Origin of the sequence: Pectobacterium artocarpous, from assembly GCF_046159765.1 — a bacterium.
Classification (GTDB): domain Bacteria; phylum Pseudomonadota; class Gammaproteobacteria; order Enterobacterales; family Enterobacteriaceae; genus Pectobacterium.
Genome location: NZ_JBJXVK010000035.1, coordinates 1 through 24,664 on the forward strand (window position 1 = coordinate 1; position 24,664 = coordinate 24,664).

Below are 24,664 nucleotides of genomic sequence, written 5' to 3' on the forward strand. Positions count from 1 at the left end.
ATGGTGCTGGTTTATTAGCACTGGGTTTGTGGGGATCCCTCAGCCCGTAAGGGTGACGGCCAGGGATGGCATGTCATAAAAAACGCGGAGAGACGTACCTCGCGGAGGGGGGCTCTTGCGTAACCTCTCACCCACGGTGTGTTTTTTCCCGTATAATCCCCTACTTTGTGTTAGGTCTCCGGGGTGACGGTGAAACAACTTTCCGATTTGCTGCGGCATTTGCAGCAGGATTTGCGCGAGCCACAGCCTGAACGCGCAGGTTTCAGACAAATAACGCGTTCATTAACCCTCAACGATGCGCCTGAGCTATTGCCGTGGCTGGCGACTCAGCCGGTATACCCACAGTTCTATTGGCAGCATCGCCAGGATCGTGAAGAGGTCGCCGTTTGCGGCAACGTGTGCGGGTTTCATCATATTCAGGATGCCGAGGCATTTCTCGCTCAGCAGCAGTGCGAGCCCAACGTGCGTATCTGGGGGCTGAATGCGTTTAACCAGATAAAAGAAAGCGGTACCTCGTCATCCGGCTACCTGTTTTTGCCCCGTGCTGAATTGCGGCGTCTGGATGATACGCTCAGCCTGAGCATTAATCTGTTCAGCGACACCTCATTGCAGCAGGATGCCGCCGAAGCCTCGGCGTTTCTTAACCTGCTTCTGCCGCCTGCGTCGTTGCCTCCTTTGCATGCGGAAATTCAGTCCGTCGGGCATCAGCCAGAGCGCCAGAGGTGGATTGATTTGCTTCAGCGGGCGCTGCATGACATCAACACTGGACTGATGGAAAAGGTTGTTCTGGCGCGGGCGACCACGCTAACGTTGACGCAACCGCTACAGGCAACCACTTTTATGGCCGCCAGCCGGGCGGCAAATCACCACTGTTTCCATTTCATGCTGGCGCACGACGCGTGTCATGCGTTTCTCGGTTCCAGCCCGGAGCGGCTCTATCGCCGTCGCGGGAGCGAACTGGAAACGGAAGCGCTGGCGGGAACGGTGGAAAGCGATCGCGATGCGAATAAAGCTGCTGAACTGGCAGACTGGCTGATGAATGACACCAAAAATCAATGCGAGAATATGCTGGTGGTGGATGATATCTGTCAGCGGTTACAGCAGTCGGCGCTGTTGCTGGATGTGATGCCGCCGGAAATTGTGCGCCTGCGTAAAGTACAACATCTGCGCCGTACCATTCATGCGACATTACGAACCGCGTCCGATAGCGCGTGCCTGAATGCATTACAGCCTACGGCGGCGGTCGCGGGTTTGCCACGGCAAGACGCTCGCCGTTTTATTGCCGAACATGAAACGTTTGAACGCGGTTGGTACGCGGGGTCGGCGGGCTACCTTTCTCGTCAGCAGTCTGAATTCAGCGTGGCACTGCGTTCGGCCGAAGTGCGGGATCATATTTTAACGCTCTATGCCGGTGCCGGAATTGTGGCGGGTTCTGATCCAGAACAAGAATGGCAGGAGTTGGAAAACAAAGCAGCAGGGCTGAGATCCCTGTTAGACGGTGATATGTCATAGTTTTGTTTTATGGTTGTTGTGTCAGTTAATGGTTTATATCAAAGTCGGCGTGATAAAAAAAAATATAATAGGATCGAACTTGATGTTTGTTGACGGGCAATCAGGCCGCCAACAGTTTGATCATTAATCTTTTGCCTATATCCATCATTTTCTGTGAGCGGTACAGCCAGTACACTGGAAGATGGCGGGAATAATCTGCAACCTGAGTTGTTGAGTACATCATGTCAACAAGTGTATTTAATCGCCGCTGGGCTACATTACTGCTGGAATCGCTGACCCGTCACGGCGTCCGGCATGTCTGCATCGCACCCGGTTCTCGCTCCACCCCGCTGACATTGTCCGCGGCGGACAACCATGCGCTGATTTGCCACACGCATTTTGACGAACGCGGGCTTGGGCATCTGGCGCTGGGGTTGGCAAAAGCCTCGCGTGAACCGGTTGCGATTATCGTGACGTCAGGCACAGCCGCTGCGAACCTTTATCCGGCCATCATTGAAGCCGGTCTTACCGGCGAACGGCTGGTCGTTCTGACCGCGGATCGCCCGCCGGAGCTGATCGACTGCGGCGCGAATCAAGCGATTCGTCAACATGCGCTGTATGCTTCACACCCCACGTTGGCGCTGGATTTACCGCGCCCCACGCCCGACATTCCAGCTAGCTGGCTGGTTTCCTCTGTAGATAGCGCCATGGCGCGACTGCTGCACGGCGTGCTGCACATTAACTGCCCGTTTGCTGAACCGTTGTATGGTGTCGATGACGGCACGGCTTACCAGGATTGGTTGATGACGCTGGGCGACTGGTGGAATAGCCGTGAACCCTGGCTGCGTGAAATGCGTCAGAGTGCGGTGGCGGTGCAGCCGGACTGGCCGCAGTGGCGACAGAAGCGCGGTGTTGTTCTCGCCGGTCGCGTGAGCCCCGAACAGGGAGCGCGTCTCGCCGCGTGGGCGAATGAACTGGGCTGGCCGCTGATTGGTGATGTCCTGTCTCAAAGCGGGCAGCCGTTACCCTGTGCGGATATCTGGCTGGCGCATCCTGACGCGGCGGATCGCTTACGACAGGCGGACATTGTCTTGCAGTTCGGCGGTAGCCTGACCGGTAAGCGGCTGCTGCAATGGCAGGAGCAGTGCCAGCCGCAAGAATTCTGGCTAATTGACGATCTGCCGGGACGGCTGGATCCGGCTCATCATCGCGGGCGTCGTCTTGTGGCGGACGTGGACGAGTGGCTGTCTGCGCACCCGGCGCACAAGCAGGCGCCGTGGGCGGATTTGCTGGTGGATATTGCCGACAGAACGCAGCGGCAGATCGACATGCATCTGGCTTCCCGCTTTGGGGAAGCACAACTGGCGCAGCGTATACCAGCGCTGTTGCCGCCGGACGGACAGCTGTTTGTCGGTAACAGCCTGGTGGTACGTCTGATCGACGCGCTGGCGCAGCTCCCGCAGAGGTATCCGGTGTACGGTAATCGCGGCGCCAGCGGCATTGATGGCCTGATCTCCACGCTGGCAGGCGTGCAGCGTGCCACGGCGAAAGCGACGCTGGGCATCGTCGGCGATCTCTCCGCTTTATACGATTTGAATGCGCTGGCGCTGCTGCGTCAGGCTCCCGCACCGCTGGTGTTGATTGTGGTGAACAATAACGGCGGCCAGATATTTTCCCTGTTGCCGACGCCAGTTGCACAACGCGAAACGTTTTACTGCATGCCGCAAAATGTGGCGTTCAGCCATGCTGCCGCGATGTTTGGCCTGAATTACGTACGCGCCGAGAGCTGGGAACAGTTGGCGAATACGGTGACGGATTGCTGGGCGCAGGGGGGCGTCACGCTGCTGGAAGTCGTGGTTGAACCGAAGGACGGCGCAGAAACGCTCAATGAACTGGTCGCGCAGGTGGCGACGTGGGCGCACTAAATTCTCAGGAGCCAGATTTTCAGGGGCTAGGCTGCCGGAAAGTGACGCATGGCGCGGTTGCTCCCAGGCAGCCGTGGCTGGTGTGTCTGCATGGTTTATTAGGTAGTGGTGAGGATTGGTTGCCTGTCCTGCCGTTTTGTCGTGACTGGCCCGTGCTGCTGGTGGATTTACCCGGGCACGGCGCGTCACGAACGATTTCCACAACAGATTTTGCCGATGTCAGTCGGCAGCTTAGCGCGACACTTTTAGAGCAGGGCATCGAGCGCTATTGGCTGCTGGGCTATTCGCTCGGTGGGCGTATCTCGATGTATCATGCCTGCAACGGGCAGCATGACGGCATGCTCGGGCTGCTGGTCGAAGGCGGCCACCCCGGTCTGGTGACGCCGGAGCGGCGTACGGAACGTATCCACCATGATGATCGTTGGGCGAAGCGCTTTCGTCACGAGCCGCTGCCCGCGGTCTTGCAGGATTGGTATCAGCAGGCAGTCTTTGCCGATGTGGATTCAATACAGCGTGAAGAGCTGATTGCGCGCCGGAGTGCGAATCACGGCGCATCCGTTGCGGCCATGCTGGAAGCCACGTCGCTGGGGCGGCAACCTTTTTTAGCAGACCGTCTACGACACCTGTCGATACCTTTTATTTACTTATGCGGTGCCAGCGACATGAAATTTCAAACGCTGGCGGCGCAATATGACCTACCACTACTGAGCGTAGCGCAAGCAGGCCATAATGCTCATCAGGCGAATCCAACGGCCTATGCCGAGCGGGTTCGCGCTTTTCTTTTGCATCACGTTAAGGATTGATAACTATGCTTTATCCGAGTGAAGAACTGCTTTACGCACCGATTGAATGGCACGATTGCAGCGGCGATTTCGCCGATATCCTCTACCATAAATCCACCGATGGCATTGCCAAAATCACCATTAACCGCCCTCAGGTACGCAATGCATTTCGTCCGCAAACGGTAAAAGAGATGATTCAGGCGCTTGATAATGCGCGTCATGACGACGGTATCGGAACGATTATCCTGACTGGTGCGGGCGATAAAGCATTCTGCTCCGGTGGCGATCAGAAAGTTCGTGGCGACTACGGCGGTTATCAAGACGACAGCGGTGTGCATCACCTGAACGTGCTGGATTTCCAGCGCCAGATCCGTACCTGTCCAAAGCCGGTTGTTGCGATGGTGGCGGGATATTCCATCGGTGGTGGACACGTTCTGCACATGATGTGTGATCTGACCATTGCGGCAGAGAACGCCATCTTCGGTCAAACCGGCCCGCGTGTCGGCTCCTTCGACGGCGGCTGGGGCGCCTCTTACATGGCGCGCATTGTGGGTCAAAAGAAAGCGCGTGAAATCTGGTTCATGTGCCGTCAGTACGATGCGGCGCAAGCGCTGGATATGGGGCTGGTGAACACCGTGGTTCCTCTGGCCGATCTGGAAAAAGAGACAGTGCGCTGGTGCCGTGAAATGCTGCAAAACAGCCCAATGGCGCTGCGCTGCCTGAAAGCGGCGCTGAACGCGGACTGCGACGGTCAGGCGGGCTTGCAGGAACTGGCAGGTAACGCCACCATGCTGTTCTACATGACGGACGAAGGGCAGGAAGGGCGTAACGCGTTCAACGAAAAACGTCAGCCTGACTTCAGCAAATTTAAACGGAATCCATAATGCGTCAGGTCACACTCTATCGTTACAGCGTGCCGATGGAAGCGGGTGTGGTGCTACGCAATCAGCGCCTGAAAACCCGCGATGGGCTTATCGTTCGTCTGCAACAAGGCGAGCGGTTAGGCTGGGGCGAAATTGCGCCGCTGCCGGAATTCAGTGTGGAAACGTTGGCAGAGGCGGAATCAGCCGCGCTTGAACAGCTAAAATCATGGGCGGCAGGGGCGGCATTTTCTGACGATATTCCGCCGTCGGTTGCTTTTGGCTTGAGCTGTGCGCAGGCCGAGTTGGATCGGCATCTGCCGCAGGTGGCGGACTATCGCAAAGCGCCGTTGTGCAGCGGCGATCCTGACGAGCTGTTTGAGATGCTACAGGCGATGCCGGGCGAGAAAGTGGCAAAGATCAAGGTCGGTCTGTACGAAGCGGTGCGTGACGGCATGATCGTTAACGTGCTGTTGGAGGCCTTGCCGGACCTGAAACTCCGTCTGGATGCCAACCGCAGTTGGACGCGCGCCAAAGCGGACGGCTTTGCCCGTTATGTCGCGCCGTCATTACGTTCGCGTATTGCCTTTCTCGAAGAACCTTGCAAAACCCGTGACGAATCTCGCGAGTTTGCGCGGGAAACCGGCATCAACATCGCCTGGGATGAAAGCGTGCGCGAGGCTGATTTTCGGGTGGAAGCCGAGCCGGGCGTGAGCGCGATTGTCATTAAGCCCACGCTGGTCGGCAGTCTCGCACGTTGTCAGCAACTGGTGCAGGAAACGCAGCAGGCTGGGTTAACCGCGGTGATCAGCTCCAGTATCGAATCCAGTCTGGGTTTAACGCAACTGGCGCGTCTGGCGCACTGGCTGACGCCGGACATGATCCCAGGGCTGGACACGCTGGATCTGATGCAGTCGCAGGTCATTCAAGCCTGGCCGGAGAGCACGTTGCCGCTATTGGCTGCTGAGCAACTGGACGTGGTATGGCAATCCTGACTGACTGGCCGTGGCGGCACTGGGCTAACCAGATGCCCCCATCTGTCGCATTGATTGAAGATGAAACCCGCTGGAGCTGGCAGGCGCTTGCCCAGCAGGTGGATCGTCTGACGCAGCATTTTACACAGCAGGGCGTTGCTGCCGACAGCACGGTTGCGCTACGCGGGAAAAATAGCGTACAGATGCTGTTCAGCTATCTGGCGTTATTGCAGTGCGGTGCACGTGTGCTGCCGCTGAATCCACAACTGCCCGATGCGTTAACGGAGGCGCTGTTGCCCGCACTGCATGTGGCGTATGGTCTTTGCCTGAATGATAAACCCTGGCCGAATGCCGTACGCACGCTTTCTTTGTCATCTACTTCTACTTCTTTTTCTTTACCATCCGACGATAGTGAAGAAAGCCACCGTGCTGTTCGATTGTGCTGGCAGGCCGAACGACTGGCGACGCTGACGCTGACATCCGGTTCCAGTGGGATGCTAAAAGCGGTGGCGCACACGTTCTCAGCTCATCTTTCCAGCGCGGAAGGCGTGGTTCAGATGATGGCGTTTTCCTCCCGCGACAGCTGGCTTCTGTCACTTCCGATCTTTCACGTGTCTGGGCAGGGTATTGTCTGGCGCTGGCTTACCACGGGAGCCACGATAGTGGTTCGTGCACATCAACCTCTGGATAGTGCGCTGCGCGATTGTACCCACGCTTCTCTGGTGCCGACGCAACTGTGGCGGCTGTTGTCGGAGGAGACTTTCCCTACGGTATTGAAGGCTGTATTACTCGGCGGTGCGATGATTCCGCAGACGCTGACGCAGCAGGCGGAAGCCCGAGGCGTGAGCTGCTGGTGTGGCTATGGGCTGACGGAATTGGCATCCACGGTCTGCGCGAAACGTGCCGATGGACGTTCGGGGGTTGGTCTGCCGTTACACGGACGGGAGATCCGGCTGGTTGATGATGAAATTCTGCTGCGTGGCCGCACGCTGGCCTCCGGCTATTGGCGTGACGGAAAACTGATTCCACTGGTTGATGATGATGGCTGGTTCCACACGCGGGATCGCGGGTGCTTTGCCGAGGGCGAGTGGCACATTCTGGGACGGCTGGATAATCAATTTTTCAGCGGCGGAGAAGGGATTCAGCCGGAGAATATCGAAGCCGTGTTATTGATGCATCCCGATGTGCAACAGGCTTGCATTGTGCCCGTTGAAGACGCGGAGTTTGGTCACCGACCTGTGGCGGTGTTGGAAGTGGCACAAACCACGACGCTGGATGCGGTGCGCGATTGGCTACAGCCGCAGCTTGCTGGGTTCCAGCGTCCGGTCGCGTATTATGCGCTGCCGACTGAACTGAAAAATGGCGGGATTAAGCTTTCGCGCCAGCAGGTGAAAAACTGGGTCAATGCAACGTACCCTTCGTCCAGCAGGTCGCGCGGCTCGGCTGGCGGCTAATTGTCCGGCGTGTGTCTGTCGGAGTGCACTGCATGAGGGGTATCCATCGGCGCGATGCGCTTTCCTGTGGCTAATTTTCCTTCTCCCTGTTTTGTCGTCATCCATGATGCGTACTATTGTTTACTTTGTCTTTTCTGAGCAAATAGGTGAGGCTTATTGTTGTTATTGTCAGCAGCGCTGAATGAAAACATTCATGATTATTAAAAGAATAAATCGCTGCTCAGGATAATTTCATGCTGGAGTGAGGGGGCGTTTCGGGTAAAATCGGCAGCGATAACACCTTTACACGCGCGTTTAACGACGGTTTTAAGGATATTGAAAATGAAAAAATTTGTGGTTGCCTGTGCGGGAAGCCTGTTGCTTGCAAGTGCTTCTGTACATGCTATTAGTCTTTCCGGGGAAGCAGGTCGCGATTACGTAGGCGCCAATGCGGGCTTCGGTCTGGGCATTCCTGGGCTTGCGGGTAATGTGAGCTATGCCCACGGCGACAACAACAATGACGTCTACGGCTTCGGCCTGGGATACACCATTCCTGTCGGCCCACTCAAGCTGACTTTGGGCGGTAAAGCGCTGTACCTGAATCAGGATCACGGCGATGATGGCTATGGTGTTGCTCTGGGCGGTGGCGTGCAGTGGCCGCTGAGCCGTCAGTTCTCGCTGTATAGCGAAGGTTACTATTCACCGGATGCCTTCTCCAGCCATGTTGATTACTATGTTGAAGGGAAAGCAGGCGTACGCTGGCAGGTCTTTGCACCGCTGAGCGTTGATGTCGGCTACCGCTACATCAATATGGCGCGCGAAAATGGGCCAGATAACAAACTGGCGGATTCAGCCTATATCGGTGTTGGTCTGAATTTCTAATCGCTGGTTTGAAAGAAAAAAGCGCGTGAACTCAGCATTCACGCGCTTTTTTTATGACGGACATCCTTGTCCGTCACCCTGCGGGCCGTCGCAAGCGACGTTGAAAAACGCTCCTGGCGTTTTTTTATGTCTAGGGGAGCCGAAAAAGATTAGCTGATTGACGGCAGCCAGCCTGCTACCATCGCCAATTGAATCAGGATGATGCCTACGCCGCAGGTAAAGACCAGCGCTAAAAACGGAGCACCACCACGCGTCGCGCGTATTTCAGGGCGCTGTTTGCGCACCTGCCAGCTCAGCAGGACGGGAATAAGCAGCGCCAGCACGGCTAGTGCGATTGCCGCATAACCCAACGCCATCACGAACCCTTGCGGATAAAAGAGTGCAAATACCAGCGGCGGGATAAAGGTCAGCAAGCCGGTTTGCGCACGCCCTGTAGCGCTATTTTTGCGTTTAAACAGATCGGCTAAATAATCGAATAGTCCAAGCGCCACGCCGAGGAAAGAGGTCGCTAGTGCCAGGTCGGCGAACAGATGGACGGCCAGTTCAACGTGCGGTGAAGTCACCAGCGTGCGAATAGCCTGCATCAATCCATTCAATCCAGCCTGATTAGCCAAAATCGCGTTGAATGTTGAAGAACTCAGACTGCCCAGTATCACCAGTTGCCAGAAAATATAGGCAATCAGCGGTATCACGCTACCGATCAGGAATATCCGGCGCAGCTTACGGCTGTCGCCACCCATGTAGTGCACGATGCTGGGGATACTGCCGTGAAAGCCGAACGAGGTCAGAATCACCGGTAGCGACGAGAGCGTCAGACCCTGTTGTAGCGGCAGCGTTAAGAGATTAACGCGCTGAATATGGGGAACCATGACGGCCAACATGATGACGAGCATTAGCACTTTGCCGCTAAACAGGATACGGTTAAACAAATCGACTGAGGATGTCCCGATACAGACGACGCCGCCAGCAACCAGCGTGAAGATCAGAATACCTGCGGATAGCGGAAGTGAGTAGCCGCTCCACTGGCTGATGCTGGTGGCGAGCAGTTCACCTGCGCCGCTGATATAGGCCGCCGTAAGCGCGTACATCAGAAATAGCATACTGAAACCAGTAATCCATTGTCCCCAGCGGCCGAGGTAGATTTTTGCCAGCGTGCCCATCCCGGTGTGCGATGGCTGATGTTGATACACTTCAACCAGCAGCAGGGCGCTGTAACACATCAGTGCCCATAAGCCGATTAATATCATTAACGTAGTACCAAATCCAACGCCGGCGGTTGCCAGCGGCATCGCCAACATTCCTGCTCCAATGGTGGTGCCTGCAACGATAAAAATACTGCCAAGAGTGCGATTTTTCACCTATTCCTCTATATATAGCGCGGCTGTCCAGATATTTTTGGCAGCAGGGTAGAGTATTGAGTGATTTCTGTCAAAACGCCGTTACGAGCGGTGTAATTTTATATTTACACTGAAGCACAGCTCGTCGGCTGCGTGTGTTCTCGGGCTGGCTGAAAGAAATATTGTGTTTGTTCATGCGACTTTTTAAAGTGGTTTCAGGATCGTCACGAGGAATAAAAAAATGCTTAGGGTTGAGATGTTATGTACCGGCGATGAAGTGCTGCATGGTCAGATTATTGATACCAATGCGGCCTGGCTGGCAGATTATCTGTTTCAACAGGGATTACCGATGACCAGCCGGATGACGGTGGGAGATGATCTCAATGCGCTGGTGACGGTGATAACGCAGCGTAGCCAGATCGCCGATATCCTGATCGTGAACGGCGGACTGGGGCCGACCAGCGACGATCTCAGTGCATTGGCGGCGGCCACCGCAGCAGGCGAAGGGCTGGTTGAACATGCGGAATGGCTGGCACGTATGGAGGCATTCTTTGCCGAGCGCGGCAGAGTGATGGCACCAAGCAACCGTAAACAGGCGCAAATCCCTGCCAGCGCGGAAATGGTGGATAACCCAGTAGGCACTGCCTGTGGTTTCGCGCTGCACTTGAACAAGTGCCTGATGTTTTTTACACCGGGCGTGCCGTCTGAGTTTAAGGTCATGGTCGATCAGCAAATTATGCCGCGCCTGCGCGAGCGGTTTGTTATTGCCGATGCGCCGCTGTGTCTGCGTCTGACCACCTTTGGCCGTTCCGAGAGCGATCTGGCAAGCCAGTTGGACGGCATGATGTTACCGCCGGGCGTGGTGCTGGGCTACCGTTCTTCTATGCCAATCATCGAGCTGAAACTCACTGGCCCGGCCGCACAGAGGGAAAAAATGGCGCAGCTGTGGGAAACGGTACGCACTGTGGCCGGGGAAAATGTCATTTTTGAAGGAACCGAAGGGTTACCGGCACAGCTGGCACGGCGTCTGGCTGAGCGTGATATGACGCTGGCAGTGAGTGAACACTTCACGGCGGGATTGCTTAACTGGCAGCTTCAGTCGGAGAATGTTCCGCTGGCAGGCGGGGAACTGCTGGCAAACGTTAGAGATGTTAGTCTGTCTGGGCTAGCGGACTATGCTCGCCATCTGGCGGAGCGTCAGGGTGCGTCGTTAGCGTTGGTCGTGGGGAGCCGGAACGACGCAGAACTGTCATTAGCGCTGCATACGCCGGAAGGATCTTTTGCCCAAACGATACAGTTCAACGTACAGCGCTACAGCCTGAAAACCCATCAGGAAGTCGTTGCGATGCTGGCGATGAACATGCTGCGCCGCTGGCTAAACGGCTGGTCAGTTTACGGTGGCCACGGTTGGATCAAGGTGTTGGAGACGTTGTAGTTAGCGGGGAGATCCAAGACTGCCTCTGAGTTGCATTTTTATGTCGCTATCGAGGCCGTTTCGTGCGCGATAATACCGTCATTTTCATGCTACTTCGTAGCACGCGCCCGACACGGGACGGCTCAAACGCCGCTCGCCCCGTGACCCCTAGGCTTTTGGGCGTGAATTGCGCCGCTGTGCGGTGCCTTCGGCGTTCGTTCCCGCTTGTCGAGCCGCCAGTGACGCGTTTACTCGCCCCATAAACGGGGCTCGCCCTTCGGGCCAGCACAAGTGCTGTTCAAAAACGTCTCTGACGTTTTTGTCCGACGCGGCACTGGCTTTCGCGGCATCCATGCCGCTCACTCGGCGGTAACGATCGCCTCAGCGCAATTTTTACGCCGGATTAGCACGCCCGAAACCATCACATCAATTTAGCATAAGACGATAAGTTTATAAGACGATAAGTTTATAAGACGAGATAAGACGGGTGTTTGCCTGTAAATAAAAAGGCCAGAATCAGTGTTCTGGCCTTTTTCACAAAAGAATCAATATAATAACGAATAGAGCTGTCGGCGGTAGCGGGCGGCGAGGGCGTCGCTGGTGCCGAGGGCGGCCATGATGTCCATCAGCGTCTTACGTGCGTTGCCGTTAGCAACGGCTAGATCTTTCTTCAGGAATCCCATCAGCAGCTCAAGCGCTTCTTCATTACGACCGACCTGATGCAGTTGCAGCGCCAGTTGTACCGCGAGATCCGCATTTTGCGGATCGGCGTTTAATTGCTGCTGTAGATGCTGAATTTCTGGTGTATCTGCCGCCTGTTTCAGCAACTCAATCTGCGCAATGAGACTGTGATAGCGTGTGTCCTGATCTTGCAACGGAATAGTGGCTAACACGGCTTCAGCATCTTCACTGCGTTTAATTTGAATCTGCACTTCCGCCAGCATCAGACCGATGTCGCTGCGCTGCTGGCTGAGTTGCCAGGCGTCTTTCAGCACCAGCATTGCTTCCGGTAGTTTGTCTTCCTGAATCAGTTGCTGCGCCTCAGCGACTTTCAGCTCTTCCTCTTTCGGCAGCGCGCGTTTCAGCAACTCGCGAATGGCTTCTTCCGGCTGTGGTCCCTGAAAACCGTCCAGCGGCTGGCCATCTTTAAAAAGATAAACGGTTGGAATGGAACGTAAGCCAAACTGAGCGGCGACACGTTGTTCGGCATCACAGTCAACCTTCGCCAGAACGAACTGCCCGGCGTATTCCTGCGCCAGTTTGTCCAGCACCGGCTCCAACTCCAGACAGTGCTGGCTGCGCGCCGACCAGAAGTAAAACAGGACTGGTAGTGTCATGGAGTGTTCCAACACCTGATGCAGGTTGGATTCGTTGACGTCAACGATAGTCGCTTGTTGTTCTAACATGAGTAGTCTCTCTTACTTCCTGAATGCGTTTGATCCTTAGATGGGGCCTGTCGGTGTCACTTGCAAGCCTTGTACAGAGGCAAGTGTGCAATACCTCACCTTCTGAGGTTTTATCCTCGTAATACCTTATCCAGAAGATATCCCGGTAACAGGCGGCGTAGCCAGGTTAAGGCGTGGGCCACCAGCGTGACGGGATAGCGTAATTTTGGCCGTGAACTTTCCAGCGCATGATGGAGCTTCGGCAATATCGCTTCCGGTGGCAGCGTGAAACGCTTAGCGATGCCGGGGTTGGTTACCGGTTTGTCTGTCTGCGTCTGTGCGACGTTGCTGGTAAAGCGAGTACTGATCGGGCCGGGCTCGATCAGGCTAACATGCAGGCCGCTGCCATGAAGCTCCATACGCAACGCATCTGACCAGGCTTCCAGCGCATATTTACTGGCGGCATACGCACCACGACCCGGTGTAGAAACGAGCCCCAGCACGGAACTGGTCTGGATGATGCGGCCTTCACCATGCGGCAGCATCGCGGGCAATAACAGCTGCGTGAGCTGATGCGTGCCGAACAGGTTGCTGGAAAACTGCTGTTCAAGCTGCTGGCGCGAAATGGTATTCAACGGACCATACAGGCCATATCCAGCGTTGTTAAACAAACCGTACAGGCGATTATCGGTCAGTCTGATCACCTCCGCAGCGGCCTGTTCGACGCTGGCGCTGTCATCCAGATCGAGCGTGATCGCTTCCAGACCCAGTTCAGTCAGACGAGCGACATCCTCTGCGCGGCGGCAGGACGCAATCACACGGTAGCCGCGTTTTTGCAGATCCTGAGCGGCAATCAGGCCAATACCGCTGGAGCAACCCGTAATGAAGACCGTTTTTTGCATAACTTTACCTAATTCAAAAGCCTATTTATTAAGACTCATGGTTAACTAAGGGTTCCAACTGCTTCGCCATCCATTCTGCGATAAACGGTTGGGCATCTCGGGTTGGATGGATGCCATCTTCCATCATCCACTCCGGTTTAAGATACACCTGCTCCATAAAGAAAGGCAGCAGCGGAAGCGCAAACTGCTCCGCCAATTTGGGGTAGATAGCGCTGAAGGATTCGGTGTAGCGACGGCCATAGTTGGTCGGCAAACGGATCTGCATGAGCAGCGGCTGGGCGTTAGCCTGTTTGACCAGCGTGATGATTTTCGTCAGATCTTGCTCAATGTTGGGGGCTGGAAATCCCCGAAGCCCGTCATTGCCGCCCAGTTCAATCAACACCCAACGCGGCTGATGCTGTTTCAGCAGAGCAGGAAGACGCGCTAGCGCTTGTGCGGTGGTGTCTCCGCTAATGCTGGCGTTAACCACCGCGACGCCTTTTTTCTGCGTCTGCCACTGCGTGTTCAAGAGCGTTGGCCACGCGTTAGCGATCGGCATCTGATAGCCCGCACTGAGGCTATCGCCCAGAATTAATAATGTGTCAGCGGCGAAAGCGCGTACGCTGCATAATCCCAGAAGCAAAAGGACGAAAACATGTTTGCGAAGACCAGCCCAGCGAGTGCTACGCCAAGCAAAACTACGCACGTAGAAAACATTCTTGAAGTTCATCATCTTAGTAAGCACGTTGGTCAGGGAGAAAATCGGCTTTCCATCCTTACCGGAGTTGAGCTTATTGTCAAACCTGCGCAGACAATTGCGTTGATTGGGGAATCCGGCTCGGGTAAATCCACCTTACTGGGGATTCTGGCCGGTCTGGATGATGGTACCGAAGGCGAGGTGAGCCTGATGGGCAAATCGCTGAACGCGCTGGATGAAGAAGGCCGTGCGGCGCTGCGTGCTCAGCATGTGGGTTTTGTTTTCCAGTCTTTCATGCTGGTGCCGACGCTGAATGCGTTGGAGAACGTGCAATTACCCGCGTTGCTGCGTGGTGAAAGCGACAGCCACAGCCGTGGGCAGGCTGAACAGCTTTTACAACAGCTCGGGCTGGGTGAGCGCTTGCATCATCTTCCCGCTCAGCTTTCCGGCGGGGAACAGCAGCGTGTGGCATTGGCGCGGGCGTTCAGCGGTCGCCCTAACGTGTTGTTTGCCGATGAACCCACCGGCAATCTGGATCGTAAAACGGGTGAACGCATCGTTGATCTGCTATTTTCTCTCAATCGCGACTATGCCACCACGCTGATTCTGGTGACGCACGATGAACAACTGGCGGCACGCTGCGAGCGGCGTCTGCGGTTAGTCGATGGCAAGCTGCGGGAGGACGCATGAGCTGGCGGTGGTTCTGGCGCGAATGGCGCTCTCCTTCCTTACTGATTGTCTGGCTGGCGTTAACGTTGGCGGTGGCCTGTGTGCTGGCGCTGGGCACCATCAGCGACCGCATGGAAAAAGGGCTCAGCCAGCAGAGTCGTGATTTTCTGGCGGGCGACCGCGTGCTACGTGCCTCGCGGCCGGTGGCGGAAGCCTGGCTTCAGGACGCTCAGCAGCGCGGGCTGACGCTCAGCCGACAAATTTCCTTCATGACCATGACGTTCGCGGGTGATACGCCGCAGTTGGCACAGGTTAAAGCCACTGACCAGCGCTACCCGCTGTATGGCAATTTGCAGACGCGGCCTGAGGGGCTACATGCTGAAGCGGGAACGGTGCTGGTGGCCCCACGCCTGCTGGCACTGCTTGGGCTGAAAGTCGGCGACATGCTGGACGTTGGCGATACTTCGCTGCGCATCAGTGGAGAACTGATCCAGGAACCGGATGCCGGCTTCAATCCGTTTGAGACCGCACCGCGTATTCTGATGAATCTGGATGATGTCGAGAAAACCGGGGCGATTCAGCCGGGTGGTCGCATTACCTGGCGCTACATGTTTTCCGGCAATGAAAAGCAGATTAGTGAATTCGGCAACGCCATCAAGCCCCAGCTCAAGCCCGATCAGCGCTGGTATGGTATGGAAGATTCCGAAGGTGCGCTGAGTCAGTCGTTAAAGCGGTCGCAGCAGTTCCTGTTGCTGTCGGCGCTGCTGACGTTGCTGTTGTCTATCGCCGCGGTGGCGGTGGCAATGGGGCACTATTGTCGCAGCCGCTATGACTTGGTCGCCATATTGAAAACGCTGGGAGCTGGCAAGCAGGCGCTGAGGCGATTAATCATCGGCCAGTGGCTTTCTGTACTCGGGCTAGCGGCGGTTTGCGGCAGCGTGCTTGGCTTAGGGTTTGAAGCACTGTTGATGAAAATGCTGGCACCGGTGCTGCCTGCCACGCTGCCTGCCTCCGGGCTGTGGCCGTGGGCATGGGCGCTGGGATCGTTGGTGCTGATTTCGATGCTGGTTGGGTTGCGTCCGTATCGATTGCTGTTGGCGACACAGCCACTGCGTGTATTGCGTCAGGATGTGGTGGCGAACGTGTGGCCGCTGCGTTATTACCTGCCGATCGTCCTGATTATTGTCGTTGGGCTGCTGGCCGTGTTGTCCGGTGGCGGTGTACTGCTCTGGGCGCTACTCGGCGGTATGGCTGTGCTGTCGCTGTTGCTGGGTGTCATCGGTTGGGGCGGTTTGCTGCTGTTACGGCGCCTGACGGTTAAACGGCTGGCACTGCGTCTGGCCATTAACCGTTTGCTACGCCAGCCGTGGTCGACGCTTAGTCAGTTGGCCGCGTTTTCGCTGTCGTTCATGCTGTTGGCATTGCTGCTGGTGATGCGCGGTGATTTGCTGGAGCGCTGGCAGCAGCAATTGCCGCCGGGCAGCCCGAACTATTTCCTGCTGAATATCACGAAGGAACAGGTGCCACAGGTAGAAGATTTCCTCTCTCAACATAATGTGACGCCGGAGCAATTCTTCCCAATCATTCGTGCTCGCCTGACGGAAATTAATCAGCAAATTGCGACGGAAGTGATCCACGAGGACGATCCGGGCGGCAACACGGTGAACCGTGAACTGAACCTGACCTGGATGAACGGGATTCCACTGCACAACGTACTGGTGGAAGGCGACGCGCCGAAGGCGGGCGAAGTCTCGATGGAAGCAAAAGAAGCCAAAGAGATGGGTATTAAGATTGGCGATACGCTGACCTTTACCGGCGACACACAGCCATTTAGCGCGACGGTGACCAGCTTCCGTCAGGTAGATTGGGAAAGCCTGCGTCCGAATTTCTTCTTTATTTTCCCAGCAGGCGCATTGGATAACCAGCCGCAGTCCTGGCTGACCAGCTTCCGCTACGATGGCGATGAGAAGATGATCACACAGCTGAATCGCCAGTTCCCGACGGTGAGCGTGCTGGATATCGGCAGTATTCTGCGTCAGGTTGGGCAGGTCTTGCAGCAGGTAAGTCGCGCGCTGGAGATTATGGTCATTCTGGTACTGTTCTGCGGCGTACTGCTGTTGCTGGCACAAATTCAGGTTGGGATGCGTCAGCGACGTCAGGAATTGATGGTATACCGGACGCTGGGAGCCGGGTTGCGCCTACTGCGTACCACGCTGTGGTGTGAGTTTGCGGTGCTGGGCTTGGTGGCGGGAACGGCGGCGGCGATTGGCGCAGAATCGGCGCTGTGGCTGTTGCAGCGTAAGGTCTTCAACTTCGCCTGGGAACCGAATGTCACGATGTGGATAACGCTTCCGTTAATCGCGGCGTTCCTCCTGTCGCTCTGCGGCGGCTGGCTGGGGCTACGACTCTTGCGCGGTAAAGCATTGTTCCGGCAATTCGCGGGGTAAAATTTATTTACCGTGCGTTAATCTCTTATACATAAACGCGATGACACGATGGTTTTTAGCATCATCCGGCGTAAAAAATTATGCTGAGGAGATAGCAGGATTAGGATGAGCCGCATGGACGCGGCGAAAGCTTGCGCCACGCTGGGAGCGTGTCGCAAGCGGTCCGTTAAGCCTGATAACGACGAAGGCATCGCGCAGCGACATAATTTAGCCGGAAAGCCTGGGTTCGCAGGGCGGCGGCGACTGAGCGCCCTGCGTCGGGCGCGTGCTACGCGGTAGCATAAGAATAGCGGTATTGTTGCGCACGAAACCGTCTCCAAGCCTACATAAAACGAGCTTAAGAGACGAGTGAAAGAGGACGTAAATCGCTTGAGGCCAGCGATGCTGGCCTTTCTAGCTTATTGGCTGATAGAACTTCCCGGTGCTTCGCCGCCGGTTCCCGTCACGGTTTTGTGCTTCGCCAGATATTGATGCTGGAAAATACACATGCGGATGGTATTGCGGTATTCACCGTTGATGAAAAACTCGTGGATCAACTCGCCTTCTACCTCAAACCCCAGCTTGCTGTAGATGTGGATCGCTTTCTTGTTTTCCTTATCCACAATCAAATACAGCTTGTACAGGTTTAATACCGAGAAGCCGTAATCCATCGCCAGCTTGGCCGCCGCGCTGGCGTAGCCTTTGCCTTGATAGGCGGGATCGATGATGATCTGAAATTCCGCGCGACGGTGGATATGGTTAATTTCCACCAGCTCAACCAGACCAACCTTGGTTTGCTCATGTTCAATAATGAAGCGCCGCTCGCTTTGGTCATGAATATGCTTGTCGTACAGATCGCTGAGTTCGACAAAGGCCTCGTAAGGTTCTTCAAACCAATAACGCATCACGCTGGCATTGTTATCCAACTGATGAACAAAAGTGAGATCGTCCCGCTCCAGCGGTCGTAGCCGAACGGAATTGCTCGTACCGGACATAGTGAATCCTTAATAGATAAGAGATACGTGAAACGGCATTGCCGGCGTCACGCTGGCATGAATATGCCACCGCTAGTATAGCGGTGGGGAGGCGGGTGCTGAACTCCCAATATGGAATGGCGAATAGCAAGATGCCCCGTATCGATGCGATACGGGGCGAAAGTTCATCAGAAATCGACGCTGGCGCGCAGCACCACTTGACGCGGTTCGCCGATGGCAACACGTAGGTTGTTACCGCTGGATGGGTAATAGGTTTGATCAAACAGATTCTTCACGTTGAGCTGCCATTTCACCTTGTAGCCGTTGAGCGGCAGGCTATAGGCGACAAAGGCATCGGCGACAGTGTAGTCATCCAAATAGAAGGTGTTTGCTGCATCACCCGCGCGGCGGCTGACGTAGCGAGCACCTGCACCCGCGCGCAGATCGTCACCGGCTGCCAGTCCAATATTGCCAAAGTCCTGCGTCAGGAACAGCGAAGCAGTATGACGCGCGGCGTTAGGCATACGCTTACCGGTGTTTTCAGGATCGGCTGTGACGCGAGCATCGGTATAGGCATAAGAACCGATTAGGCTTAGTGAATCTGTGAGGTTGCCCGCCAAATCCAATTCCACGCCTTGTGAACGTACGGAGCCTGCCGTGCGCGTTACCGTCTGGCCATTTATGAGTTCATCGACCATCACGTTTTGTTTTTCAATATCGAACAAGGCTATGTTACCCGTAATACGGTTGGGCAGATCCCATTTGGCACCGAGTTCGTAAGAACGCCCTAGTTCTGGCGGTAGCGAGCCGATTTGCGTTGCGATAGAGGAGTTCGGTTTAAATGATTCACTGTAGCTGACATAGAGCGACGAGTAGGACGTCAGGCTGTAGATGATACCTGCACGCGGTACGGCGCGGCTGTAGGTGCTATCCGTTCGCGTGACAAACGGACGCCCTTTACCCGCCATCACATCGAAGGTGTCATAACGTAGACCACCCAGCAATTGCCAACGATCGTTAAGACGAATGCTGTCCTGCATAAAGAATGCGGTACTGTCGATATTTTCGTGCTGGTCGCTGTCTGAGGCGATGACGCGTGTGGAGGCGGCTAACTGACCATAAACAGGGTTATAGATATTGAAGGTCGTATTTGTCCCACGGATCATATCACCACGGAATGTTCTATCCGCTTCGTAATCAAAGCCAAACAATAACTGATGATTGATACGTCCCCAGTCTACATCGCCATTGGCGGTCAATTGCACGATCTGCGACTGAGAATGCGCGTAAGCGGTAGCGTCGGCTCGACGGGTGAGTATTCCGCTATCGGCGTCATAGCTCATGGCCCGCGCCTGATTATCGCTATAGCGGTTGCGGTTGTACGAGTAGGTCAGGCTGCTTTTCCAACGGTCATTCAGGTTACGGTCAACCTGCATGGTGATGCTGTCCTGATCGCCGCGTGTCGCATTGTAACTTTCATCAAAGCGACGATCGCGCGGCGTATTAACCGGTTTGCCCGTCTTCGTATCGATAATGGTGCCGCGATCGAAAGGCGTCAGGTATTCCATATGTTCGTAGGCCACGCGCACCGTGGTGTCTTCGCCGTACCACATGAGTGAGGGCGCGATGGTCGTCTGGCGGTTGCGCCCGAAGTTGCGCCAGTAGTCGGTTTCATCATGATCGACCACCATGCGATAAGCCAAGCCAGACGTGCCTAGCGGGCCAGTGACATCCAGCTGTCCGCCGCCGCCCTTGAAGCTGCTTCCCCAGCCTTCAATGTGCGTTTTCTGTACAAGTTCAGGTTTTTTACTGACGATGTTGATCACGCCGCCGGGTTCGCCCATGCCGTAGAGCATAGAGGCTGGGCCTTTCAGCACTTCGACGCGCTCGCTGCTGGGCGTAAAGTTACGTGCCTGAATGGAGCGCACGCCGTCACGAAAGATCGAACCGTCACGGTTATCACCGAAACCGCGTTTGATGATGGCATCTTGTGTGCCTCCCAGCGTATTTGACTGTGTAATACCGCTGACGTTATACAGCGCCTCATCAATGTTGCGTACCGCACGATCTTCAAGCACCTGCGTGGGGACAACGTTAACCGCCTGTGGGACATCCAGCAGGCGGCTTTCAGTGCGGGTGCCAGTCACGGTTTTATGCGGCTGATAGCCGGTCTCTTTTCCTGCCTGAGCACCCGTGGTGGCATTCACCACCATGGTGTCTTCTTTGCTATCAACAGTTTTGTTATCAACAATAGCTGCCTGAATGCTAAACGGCAGCAGCGCCAGCAGCGGCCAGCCGTGACGGAACGTATTCTTTCTTATAACAAGCTTACTCATTCGAAATTTGACTCCAATAAATCCCTGAAAATTCAATAGGTAAAAACTGTTGATAGAGCTGTTGTAGCGTTAGTTGCGGATCGATATCGGCAAACCGATCGGGGTAAAGCGCCTTGGCAAACATCTCAACCATCACGACGTGGTACGGGCTGAGATAGAAGTTGTGCCACATGCTCCAGGCACGACCGGTTTGTACGGCTCGCAGGTGAGACAAAATAGGTTCCTGACGAATGAGCGTGTCGAAGCTCTCTTGCGCCTGTGCCGCGCTAACCCGCGGTCCGAGCATCAGACTGGAGAAGCGCTTGCCCTCAGGCCCAGCCATTCCGGTGGCGATGTAAACATCGGGGTTGGCGGCCAGCACGCGCTCCGGGCTCAGTTCGCCGTAGACGCTGTTGATAGTGCCGCTAGCAATATTCTCGCCGCCAGCGAAAGTCAGCAGATCGCCAAGGCTGCCGCCGACTGCCGTAGTACAGCAGGTGTCACGTCTGCCCAGATGCAGATGCAACATAACCGTCGGTTTCTTGCCGTGGTATTGCGCGATGCGTTGGCGAATCACATCCATATGTTGCTGATAGAAATCGCTGAAAGCGTTTGCGCGCTGGGGTTGGTTCAGCACCTCACCGAGCAGACGAATGCTGGGCAACGTGTTGTTAAGCAGGTCGATACGCAGATCGATATAAATAAAAGGGATCCCTGCACGTGTCAGCGTCTGTTGCAGGAGATCTTCATTGGTCGGGTTTTTTGCCAGTCTGGGAAGAATGACCAGATCGGGTTTTAGCGGCAGCAGCATCTCTACGTTCATCGCTTGCAGGCTGCCGTTACCTAACTGTGGGATCTGGTTAAGCTGTGGGAATTTTTCGATATAGCGTGACCAGCTTTGCGCATCATAGCGTGCCATATCGCCCGGCCAGCCGACGACACGCTTTGCTGGGTTATCAGGCTGAAGTAGCGCCAGCGTATACAGCATGCGGCTCTCGCCCAGAATGATGCGCTGTGGGCTGTCTGGGATCTCCACCTGTCGGCCCAAAATATCAGTGACGGTTTTTGCCTGCAAAAGTGGGCTGAGAAAAAGCAGGCAAAGCAGTAAGGCAGTACGCATGATGGAGTTCACAAAATTTAGGATGGGGAAAGATAGTCATTGTCATTTTCGTTTTCAACCGATGAAAAGTGCGTCTAATCCCAGTTGATAGAAATGTTCTTTTTTATCTGAATGTTAGTGATATTTTTCGTCAAGATTAGTAAATATTTAAAGCGTAGCGAAAGTGTCTGAAGAGGCGCGTTGGAAAGGCCGCGCAGAACGACGGAGAAAGTAAGGCTCCAAAGAAGAGCCTTACTAAGATGAGGCGCAGGCTGAATTACTCGGCAGCGTAGCCTTGTGGTGGAATACGCACGCTGTCCAGCCAGGCTTCATTATCCCGCATCACCAGTCTGCCATTCAGGAACCAGTTAATGACCATCGGATAAATCGTGTGCTCGTGCGTTTTCACGCGCTCGCTCAGGCTTTCTTCAGTGTCGTCACTAAATACCGGCACTTTCGCTTGCAGAATCAGTGGGCCGCCATCCAGTTCATCGGTGACAAAATGTACGGAAGTCCCGTGTTCTCGATCGCCATTTTCCAGCGCCTTGCGGTGTGTGTGCAGGCCAGGATATTTAGGCAGCAGAGAAGGGTGAATGTTCAGCATTTTACCCGCAAACTGAGCAACAAATTCTGGGCTAAGAATCCGCATGTAGCCTGCCAGAACTACCAGCGCCGGTTCATATTGCTCAATGTCGTTTGCCAGTGCGGCATCAAACGCAGCGCGGTCGGCAAAATCTTCAGGGTTTAGAACACACGTAGGAATAGCAGCATTTTGCGCGCGTTCCAGCCCGTATGCCTCCGCATTATTACTGAATACGGCGGCGATCTTTCCCTTAAGGCGTCCATTCTTACAGGCGTCAATTAACGCCTGCAAGTTGCTTCCATGACCTGAAAACAGCACAACGATGTTTTTCATCAGTTAATAACCACTGCGTCTCCGGCATCGGTTTGAGTAATGACGCCGATTTTCCATGCGTTTTCGCCGCTGCTGTTGAGTAATGCAACGGCCTCGTCTGCCTGTTCGGCTGGCAGTGCGATGATCATACCAACACCGCAGTTAAAAGTACGATACATTTCATGGCGGCTGACATTCCCAGCCTGTTGCAGCCAGTTGAAAACCGCAGGCCATTGCCAGCTGGATTCGTCGATAGTTGCCTGCATACCTTCTGGCAGAACGCGTGGGATATTTTCCCAGAAGCCGCCGCCGGTCAGGTGAGAAATCGCATGAACGTCTACTTTCTCAATCAGAGAAAGGATGGATTTCACGTAGATTTTGGTCGGTGCCAGCAGGTGGTCGGCCAGCGGTTTACCTTCCAGCTCGAACTGCTCTGGATTGGTTTTGCTGACTTCAAGCACTTTGCGTACCAGAGAATAGCCGTTTGAGTGCGGGCCGCTGGACGCGAGAGCGACCAGAACATCGCCGTTCTGAACTTTGCTGCCGTCAATGATTTCTGATTTTTCGACAACACCGACGCAGAAGCCAGCCACGTCGTAGTCTTCACCGTGGTACATGCCCGGCATTTCGGCGGTTTCGCCACCGACAAGCGCACAACCTGACTGCTTACAGCCATCCGCGATACCAGTAATGACGCTGGCAGCAGTATCGACATCCAGTTTGCCTGTGGCGTAATAGTCGAGGAAGAACAGCGGCTCTGCGCCCTGAACCACCAGATCGTTCACGCACATCGCAACCAGATCGATGCCGATGGTATCGTGGCGCTTCAGGTCCATCGCCAGGCGCAGTTTGGTGCCGACTCCGTCAGTGCCGGAAACCAGAATCGGTTCGCGGTATTTTTGCGGTAAGGCGCACAAGGCACCGAAACCACCCAATCCACCCATAACTTCCGGGCGACGAGTCTGTTTCACTACACCTTTGATACGGTCCACCAATGCATTACCTGCATCGATATCCACGCCTGCGTCTTTATAGCTGAGAGAGGTTTTGTCGGTCACTGCTGAGTCCCCACGAAGGTTACGGGTCGTATTCAGAAAACACGGTATTATTTGGAAAACATACTGTGGTAAAAATAGTGCGCGCTAATTCTAACAGTGTAGGCAATCGTTTGCGAGTGATGAGTCATCGGCTGGCGATTTTTCATTAACGGCGACAATTTCTTTTCTCGGTTGATCTGGATCAGGCTTAATCGTATGGCGCTAAGCAAAAAAGGCGGTATAATCCCGCGATTTTTTTACGACGGGCTCTCGTGCCCGCCGCCCTGCGGGCCGCCGCAAGCGGTGTTTAAAAACGCGCATGGCGTTTTTGTCCGTCCACTAGCCGATGGGGAGATAAAGATGAAGATCGTCGAGGTGAAACACCCACTCGTCAAACACAAACTGGGTTTGATGCGTGAGAACGATATTAGCACGAAGCGTTTTCGTGAGCTGGCTTCCGAAGTGGGAAGTTTGCTGACTTATGAAGCAACTGCCGATCTGGTCACTGAGAAGGTCACCATTGATGGTTGGTGCGGTCCGGTTGAAGTCGATCAGATCAAAGGCAAAAAAATTACCGTCGTACCGATTCTGCGTGCAGGGTTGGGAATGATGGAAGGCGTGCTGGAAAATGTCCCTAGCGCACGTATCAGCGTTGTCGGCATCTACCGTGATGAAGAAACGCTGGAGCCTGTTCCTTATTTCCAGAAGCTGGTGTCCAATATTGAAGAGCGCATGGCGCTGGTGGTTGACCCCATGCTGGCGACCGGCGGTTCAATGATCGCGACGATCGATCTGCTGAAAAAAGCGGGCTGTCACAGCATTAAGGTGCTGGTGTTGGTCGCGGCGCCGGAAGGGATTGCCGCACTGGAAAAAGCCCACCCAGATGTTGAGCTTTACACGGCATCTATCGATAAAGGCCTCAACGAGCAGGGTTACATCATGCCGGGCCTGGGCGATGCGGGCGATAAAATATTTGGTACGAAATAACAGGTAAGCCGACTTATTAGTCGGCTTTTTTTTGGTATGAACCTAAGTATTTCCTATGGTTCGCCACAGCCTGCATGACGTCACACGCGGTGCTTTATTACATCAGTAGCCAACATTCTCCTGCTTCACTGCGGTGGGGCGGTATAAGTCTGGCAGCCATTGCGGGTATACCTGCACACATAAATAGCAACACTACAGAGG

General features: G+C 55.0%; 21 protein-coding genes. 11 read left to right on the plus strand and 10 right to left on the minus strand.

The window, feature by feature from the left end:
- The first annotated feature begins 183 nt into the window (after positions 1-183).
- The 7 genes from menF to ACKQAD_RS18830 all read left to right on the plus strand — a co-directional run bounded on the left by menF (position 184) and on the right by ACKQAD_RS18830 (position 8,347).
- Positions 184-1,512: an isochorismate synthase MenF gene (gene menF / locus ACKQAD_RS18800; protein ID WP_409161535.1), complete on the plus strand. Its 1,329-nt coding sequence runs from the start codon at positions 184-186 to the stop codon at positions 1,510-1,512.
- Positions 1,513-1,733: 221 nt separating this feature from the next.
- The gene (gene menD / locus ACKQAD_RS18805) at positions 1,734-3,416 is read left to right on the plus strand and encodes a 2-succinyl-5-enolpyruvyl-6-hydroxy-3-cyclohexene-1-carboxylic-acid synthase (RefSeq protein WP_409161536.1); all 1,683 of its coding nucleotides are present in this window, start codon (positions 1,734-1,736) and stop codon (positions 3,414-3,416) included.
- Positions 3,404-4,219, plus strand: a complete 816-nt coding sequence (gene menH / locus ACKQAD_RS18810; protein ID WP_409161537.1) for a 2-succinyl-6-hydroxy-2,4-cyclohexadiene-1-carboxylate synthase — start codon at positions 3,404-3,406, stop codon at positions 4,217-4,219. Before menD ends, menH begins: the two co-directional genes overlap by 13 nt.
- Before the next feature lie 5 nt (positions 4,220-4,224).
- Positions 4,225-5,082: a 1,4-dihydroxy-2-naphthoyl-CoA synthase gene (gene menB / locus ACKQAD_RS18815; protein ID WP_409161538.1), complete on the plus strand. Its 858-nt coding sequence runs from the start codon at positions 4,225-4,227 to the stop codon at positions 5,080-5,082.
- Complete coding sequence (gene menC / locus ACKQAD_RS18820; protein ID WP_409161539.1) at positions 5,082-6,053, plus strand: o-succinylbenzoate synthase; 972 nt, start codon at positions 5,082-5,084, stop codon at positions 6,051-6,053. The genes menB and menC overlap by 1 nt, the downstream gene beginning before the upstream one ends.
- On the plus strand, positions 6,041-7,486 hold the full coding sequence (gene menE, locus ACKQAD_RS18825) for an o-succinylbenzoate--CoA ligase (RefSeq protein ID WP_409161540.1): 1,446 nt from the start codon (positions 6,041-6,043) through the stop codon (positions 7,484-7,486). Before menC ends, menE begins: the two co-directional genes overlap by 13 nt.
- A gap of 321 nt (positions 7,487-7,807) precedes the next feature.
- A complete protein-coding gene (locus ACKQAD_RS18830; RefSeq protein WP_409161541.1) occupies positions 7,808-8,347 on the plus strand; it encodes a YfaZ family outer membrane protein in 540 nt (179 codons plus the stop codon).
- Positions 8,348-8,496: 149 nt separating this feature from the next.
- On the opposite strand, the gene tyrP is transcribed toward ACKQAD_RS18830, so the two are convergent.
- Positions 8,497-9,705: a tyrosine transporter TyrP gene (tyrP, locus tag ACKQAD_RS18835; RefSeq protein ID WP_409161542.1), complete on the minus strand. Its 1,209-nt coding sequence runs from the start codon at positions 9,703-9,705 to the stop codon at positions 8,497-8,499.
- Between the two features lie 220 nt (positions 9,706-9,925).
- Between tyrP and ACKQAD_RS18840 the strand changes: the two genes are divergently transcribed.
- A complete protein-coding gene (locus ACKQAD_RS18840) occupies positions 9,926-11,119 on the plus strand; it encodes a nicotinamide mononucleotide deamidase-related protein YfaY (RefSeq protein WP_409161543.1) in 1,194 nt (397 codons plus the stop codon).
- A 147-nt stretch (positions 11,120-11,266) separates the two neighbouring features.
- On the opposite strand, the gene ACKQAD_RS18845 is transcribed toward ACKQAD_RS18840, so the two are convergent.
- From ACKQAD_RS18845 to tesA, 4 genes are all read right to left on the minus strand, one after another.
- A complete protein-coding gene (locus tag ACKQAD_RS18845) occupies positions 11,267-11,452 on the minus strand; it encodes a hypothetical protein (RefSeq protein ID WP_409161544.1) in 186 nt (61 codons plus the stop codon).
- Between the two features lie 191 nt (positions 11,453-11,643).
- Positions 11,644-12,504: a co-chaperone YbbN gene (locus tag ACKQAD_RS18850; RefSeq protein WP_409161545.1), complete on the minus strand. Its 861-nt coding sequence runs from the start codon at positions 12,502-12,504 to the stop codon at positions 11,644-11,646.
- Between the two features lie 110 nt (positions 12,505-12,614).
- On the minus strand, positions 12,615-13,385 hold the full coding sequence (locus ACKQAD_RS18855; RefSeq protein ID WP_409161546.1) for an SDR family oxidoreductase: 771 nt from the start codon (positions 13,383-13,385) through the stop codon (positions 12,615-12,617).
- 28 nt (positions 13,386-13,413) lie between these two features.
- Entirely contained in the window at positions 13,414-14,097 is a 684-nt protein-coding gene (gene tesA, locus ACKQAD_RS18860; protein WP_409161547.1) for a multifunctional acyl-CoA thioesterase I/protease I/lysophospholipase L1, read from the minus strand.
- On the opposite strand from tesA, the gene ybbA reads away from it, so the two are divergent.
- Together ybbA and ybbP are read left to right on the plus strand one after the other, a co-directional pair.
- The gene (gene ybbA / locus ACKQAD_RS18865; RefSeq protein ID WP_409161548.1) at positions 14,020-14,751 is read left to right on the plus strand and encodes a putative ABC transporter ATP-binding protein YbbA; all 732 of its coding nucleotides are present in this window, start codon (positions 14,020-14,022) and stop codon (positions 14,749-14,751) included. The genes tesA and ybbA overlap by 78 nt on opposite strands.
- Positions 14,748-17,177 (plus strand): putative ABC transporter permease subunit YbbP, encoded by a 2,430-nt coding sequence (gene ybbP, locus ACKQAD_RS18870; RefSeq protein ID WP_409161549.1) that lies wholly within the window; start codon positions 14,748-14,750, stop codon positions 17,175-17,177. Before ybbA ends, ybbP begins: the two co-directional genes overlap by 4 nt.
- 398 nt (positions 17,178-17,575) lie before the next feature.
- On the opposite strand, the gene speG is transcribed toward ybbP, so the two are convergent.
- From speG to purM, 5 genes are all read right to left on the minus strand, one after another.
- The gene (gene speG, locus ACKQAD_RS18875) at positions 17,576-18,151 is read right to left on the minus strand and encodes a spermidine N1-acetyltransferase (protein WP_409161550.1); all 576 of its coding nucleotides are present in this window, start codon (positions 18,149-18,151) and stop codon (positions 17,576-17,578) included.
- A 167-nt stretch (positions 18,152-18,318) separates the two neighbouring features.
- Positions 18,319-20,466 carry a TonB-dependent siderophore receptor gene (locus ACKQAD_RS18880; protein ID WP_409161551.1) on the minus strand — a complete coding sequence of 716 codons (2,148 nt, stop codon included), beginning with the start codon at positions 20,464-20,466 and terminating at the stop codon, positions 18,319-18,321.
- Positions 20,459-21,565 carry an ABC transporter substrate-binding protein gene (locus tag ACKQAD_RS18885; protein WP_409161552.1) on the minus strand — a complete coding sequence of 369 codons (1,107 nt, stop codon included), beginning with the start codon at positions 21,563-21,565 and terminating at the stop codon, positions 20,459-20,461. The genes ACKQAD_RS18880 and ACKQAD_RS18885 overlap by 8 nt, the downstream gene beginning before the upstream one ends.
- Positions 21,566-21,821: 256 nt before the next feature.
- Positions 21,822-22,460, minus strand: a complete 639-nt coding sequence (gene purN / locus ACKQAD_RS18890; protein ID WP_409161553.1) for a phosphoribosylglycinamide formyltransferase — start codon at positions 22,458-22,460, stop codon at positions 21,822-21,824.
- Positions 22,460-23,497 carry a phosphoribosylformylglycinamidine cyclo-ligase gene (gene purM, locus ACKQAD_RS18895; protein ID WP_409161554.1) on the minus strand — a complete coding sequence of 346 codons (1,038 nt, stop codon included), beginning with the start codon at positions 23,495-23,497 and terminating at the stop codon, positions 22,460-22,462. Before purM ends, purN begins: the two co-directional genes overlap by 1 nt.
- Before the next feature lie 339 nt (positions 23,498-23,836).
- On the opposite strand from purM, the gene upp reads away from it, so the two are divergent.
- On the plus strand, positions 23,837-24,463 hold the full coding sequence (gene upp, locus ACKQAD_RS18900) for a uracil phosphoribosyltransferase (protein ID WP_409161555.1): 627 nt from the start codon (positions 23,837-23,839) through the stop codon (positions 24,461-24,463).
- The last annotated feature ends 201 nt before the right edge of the window (positions 24,464-24,664 follow it).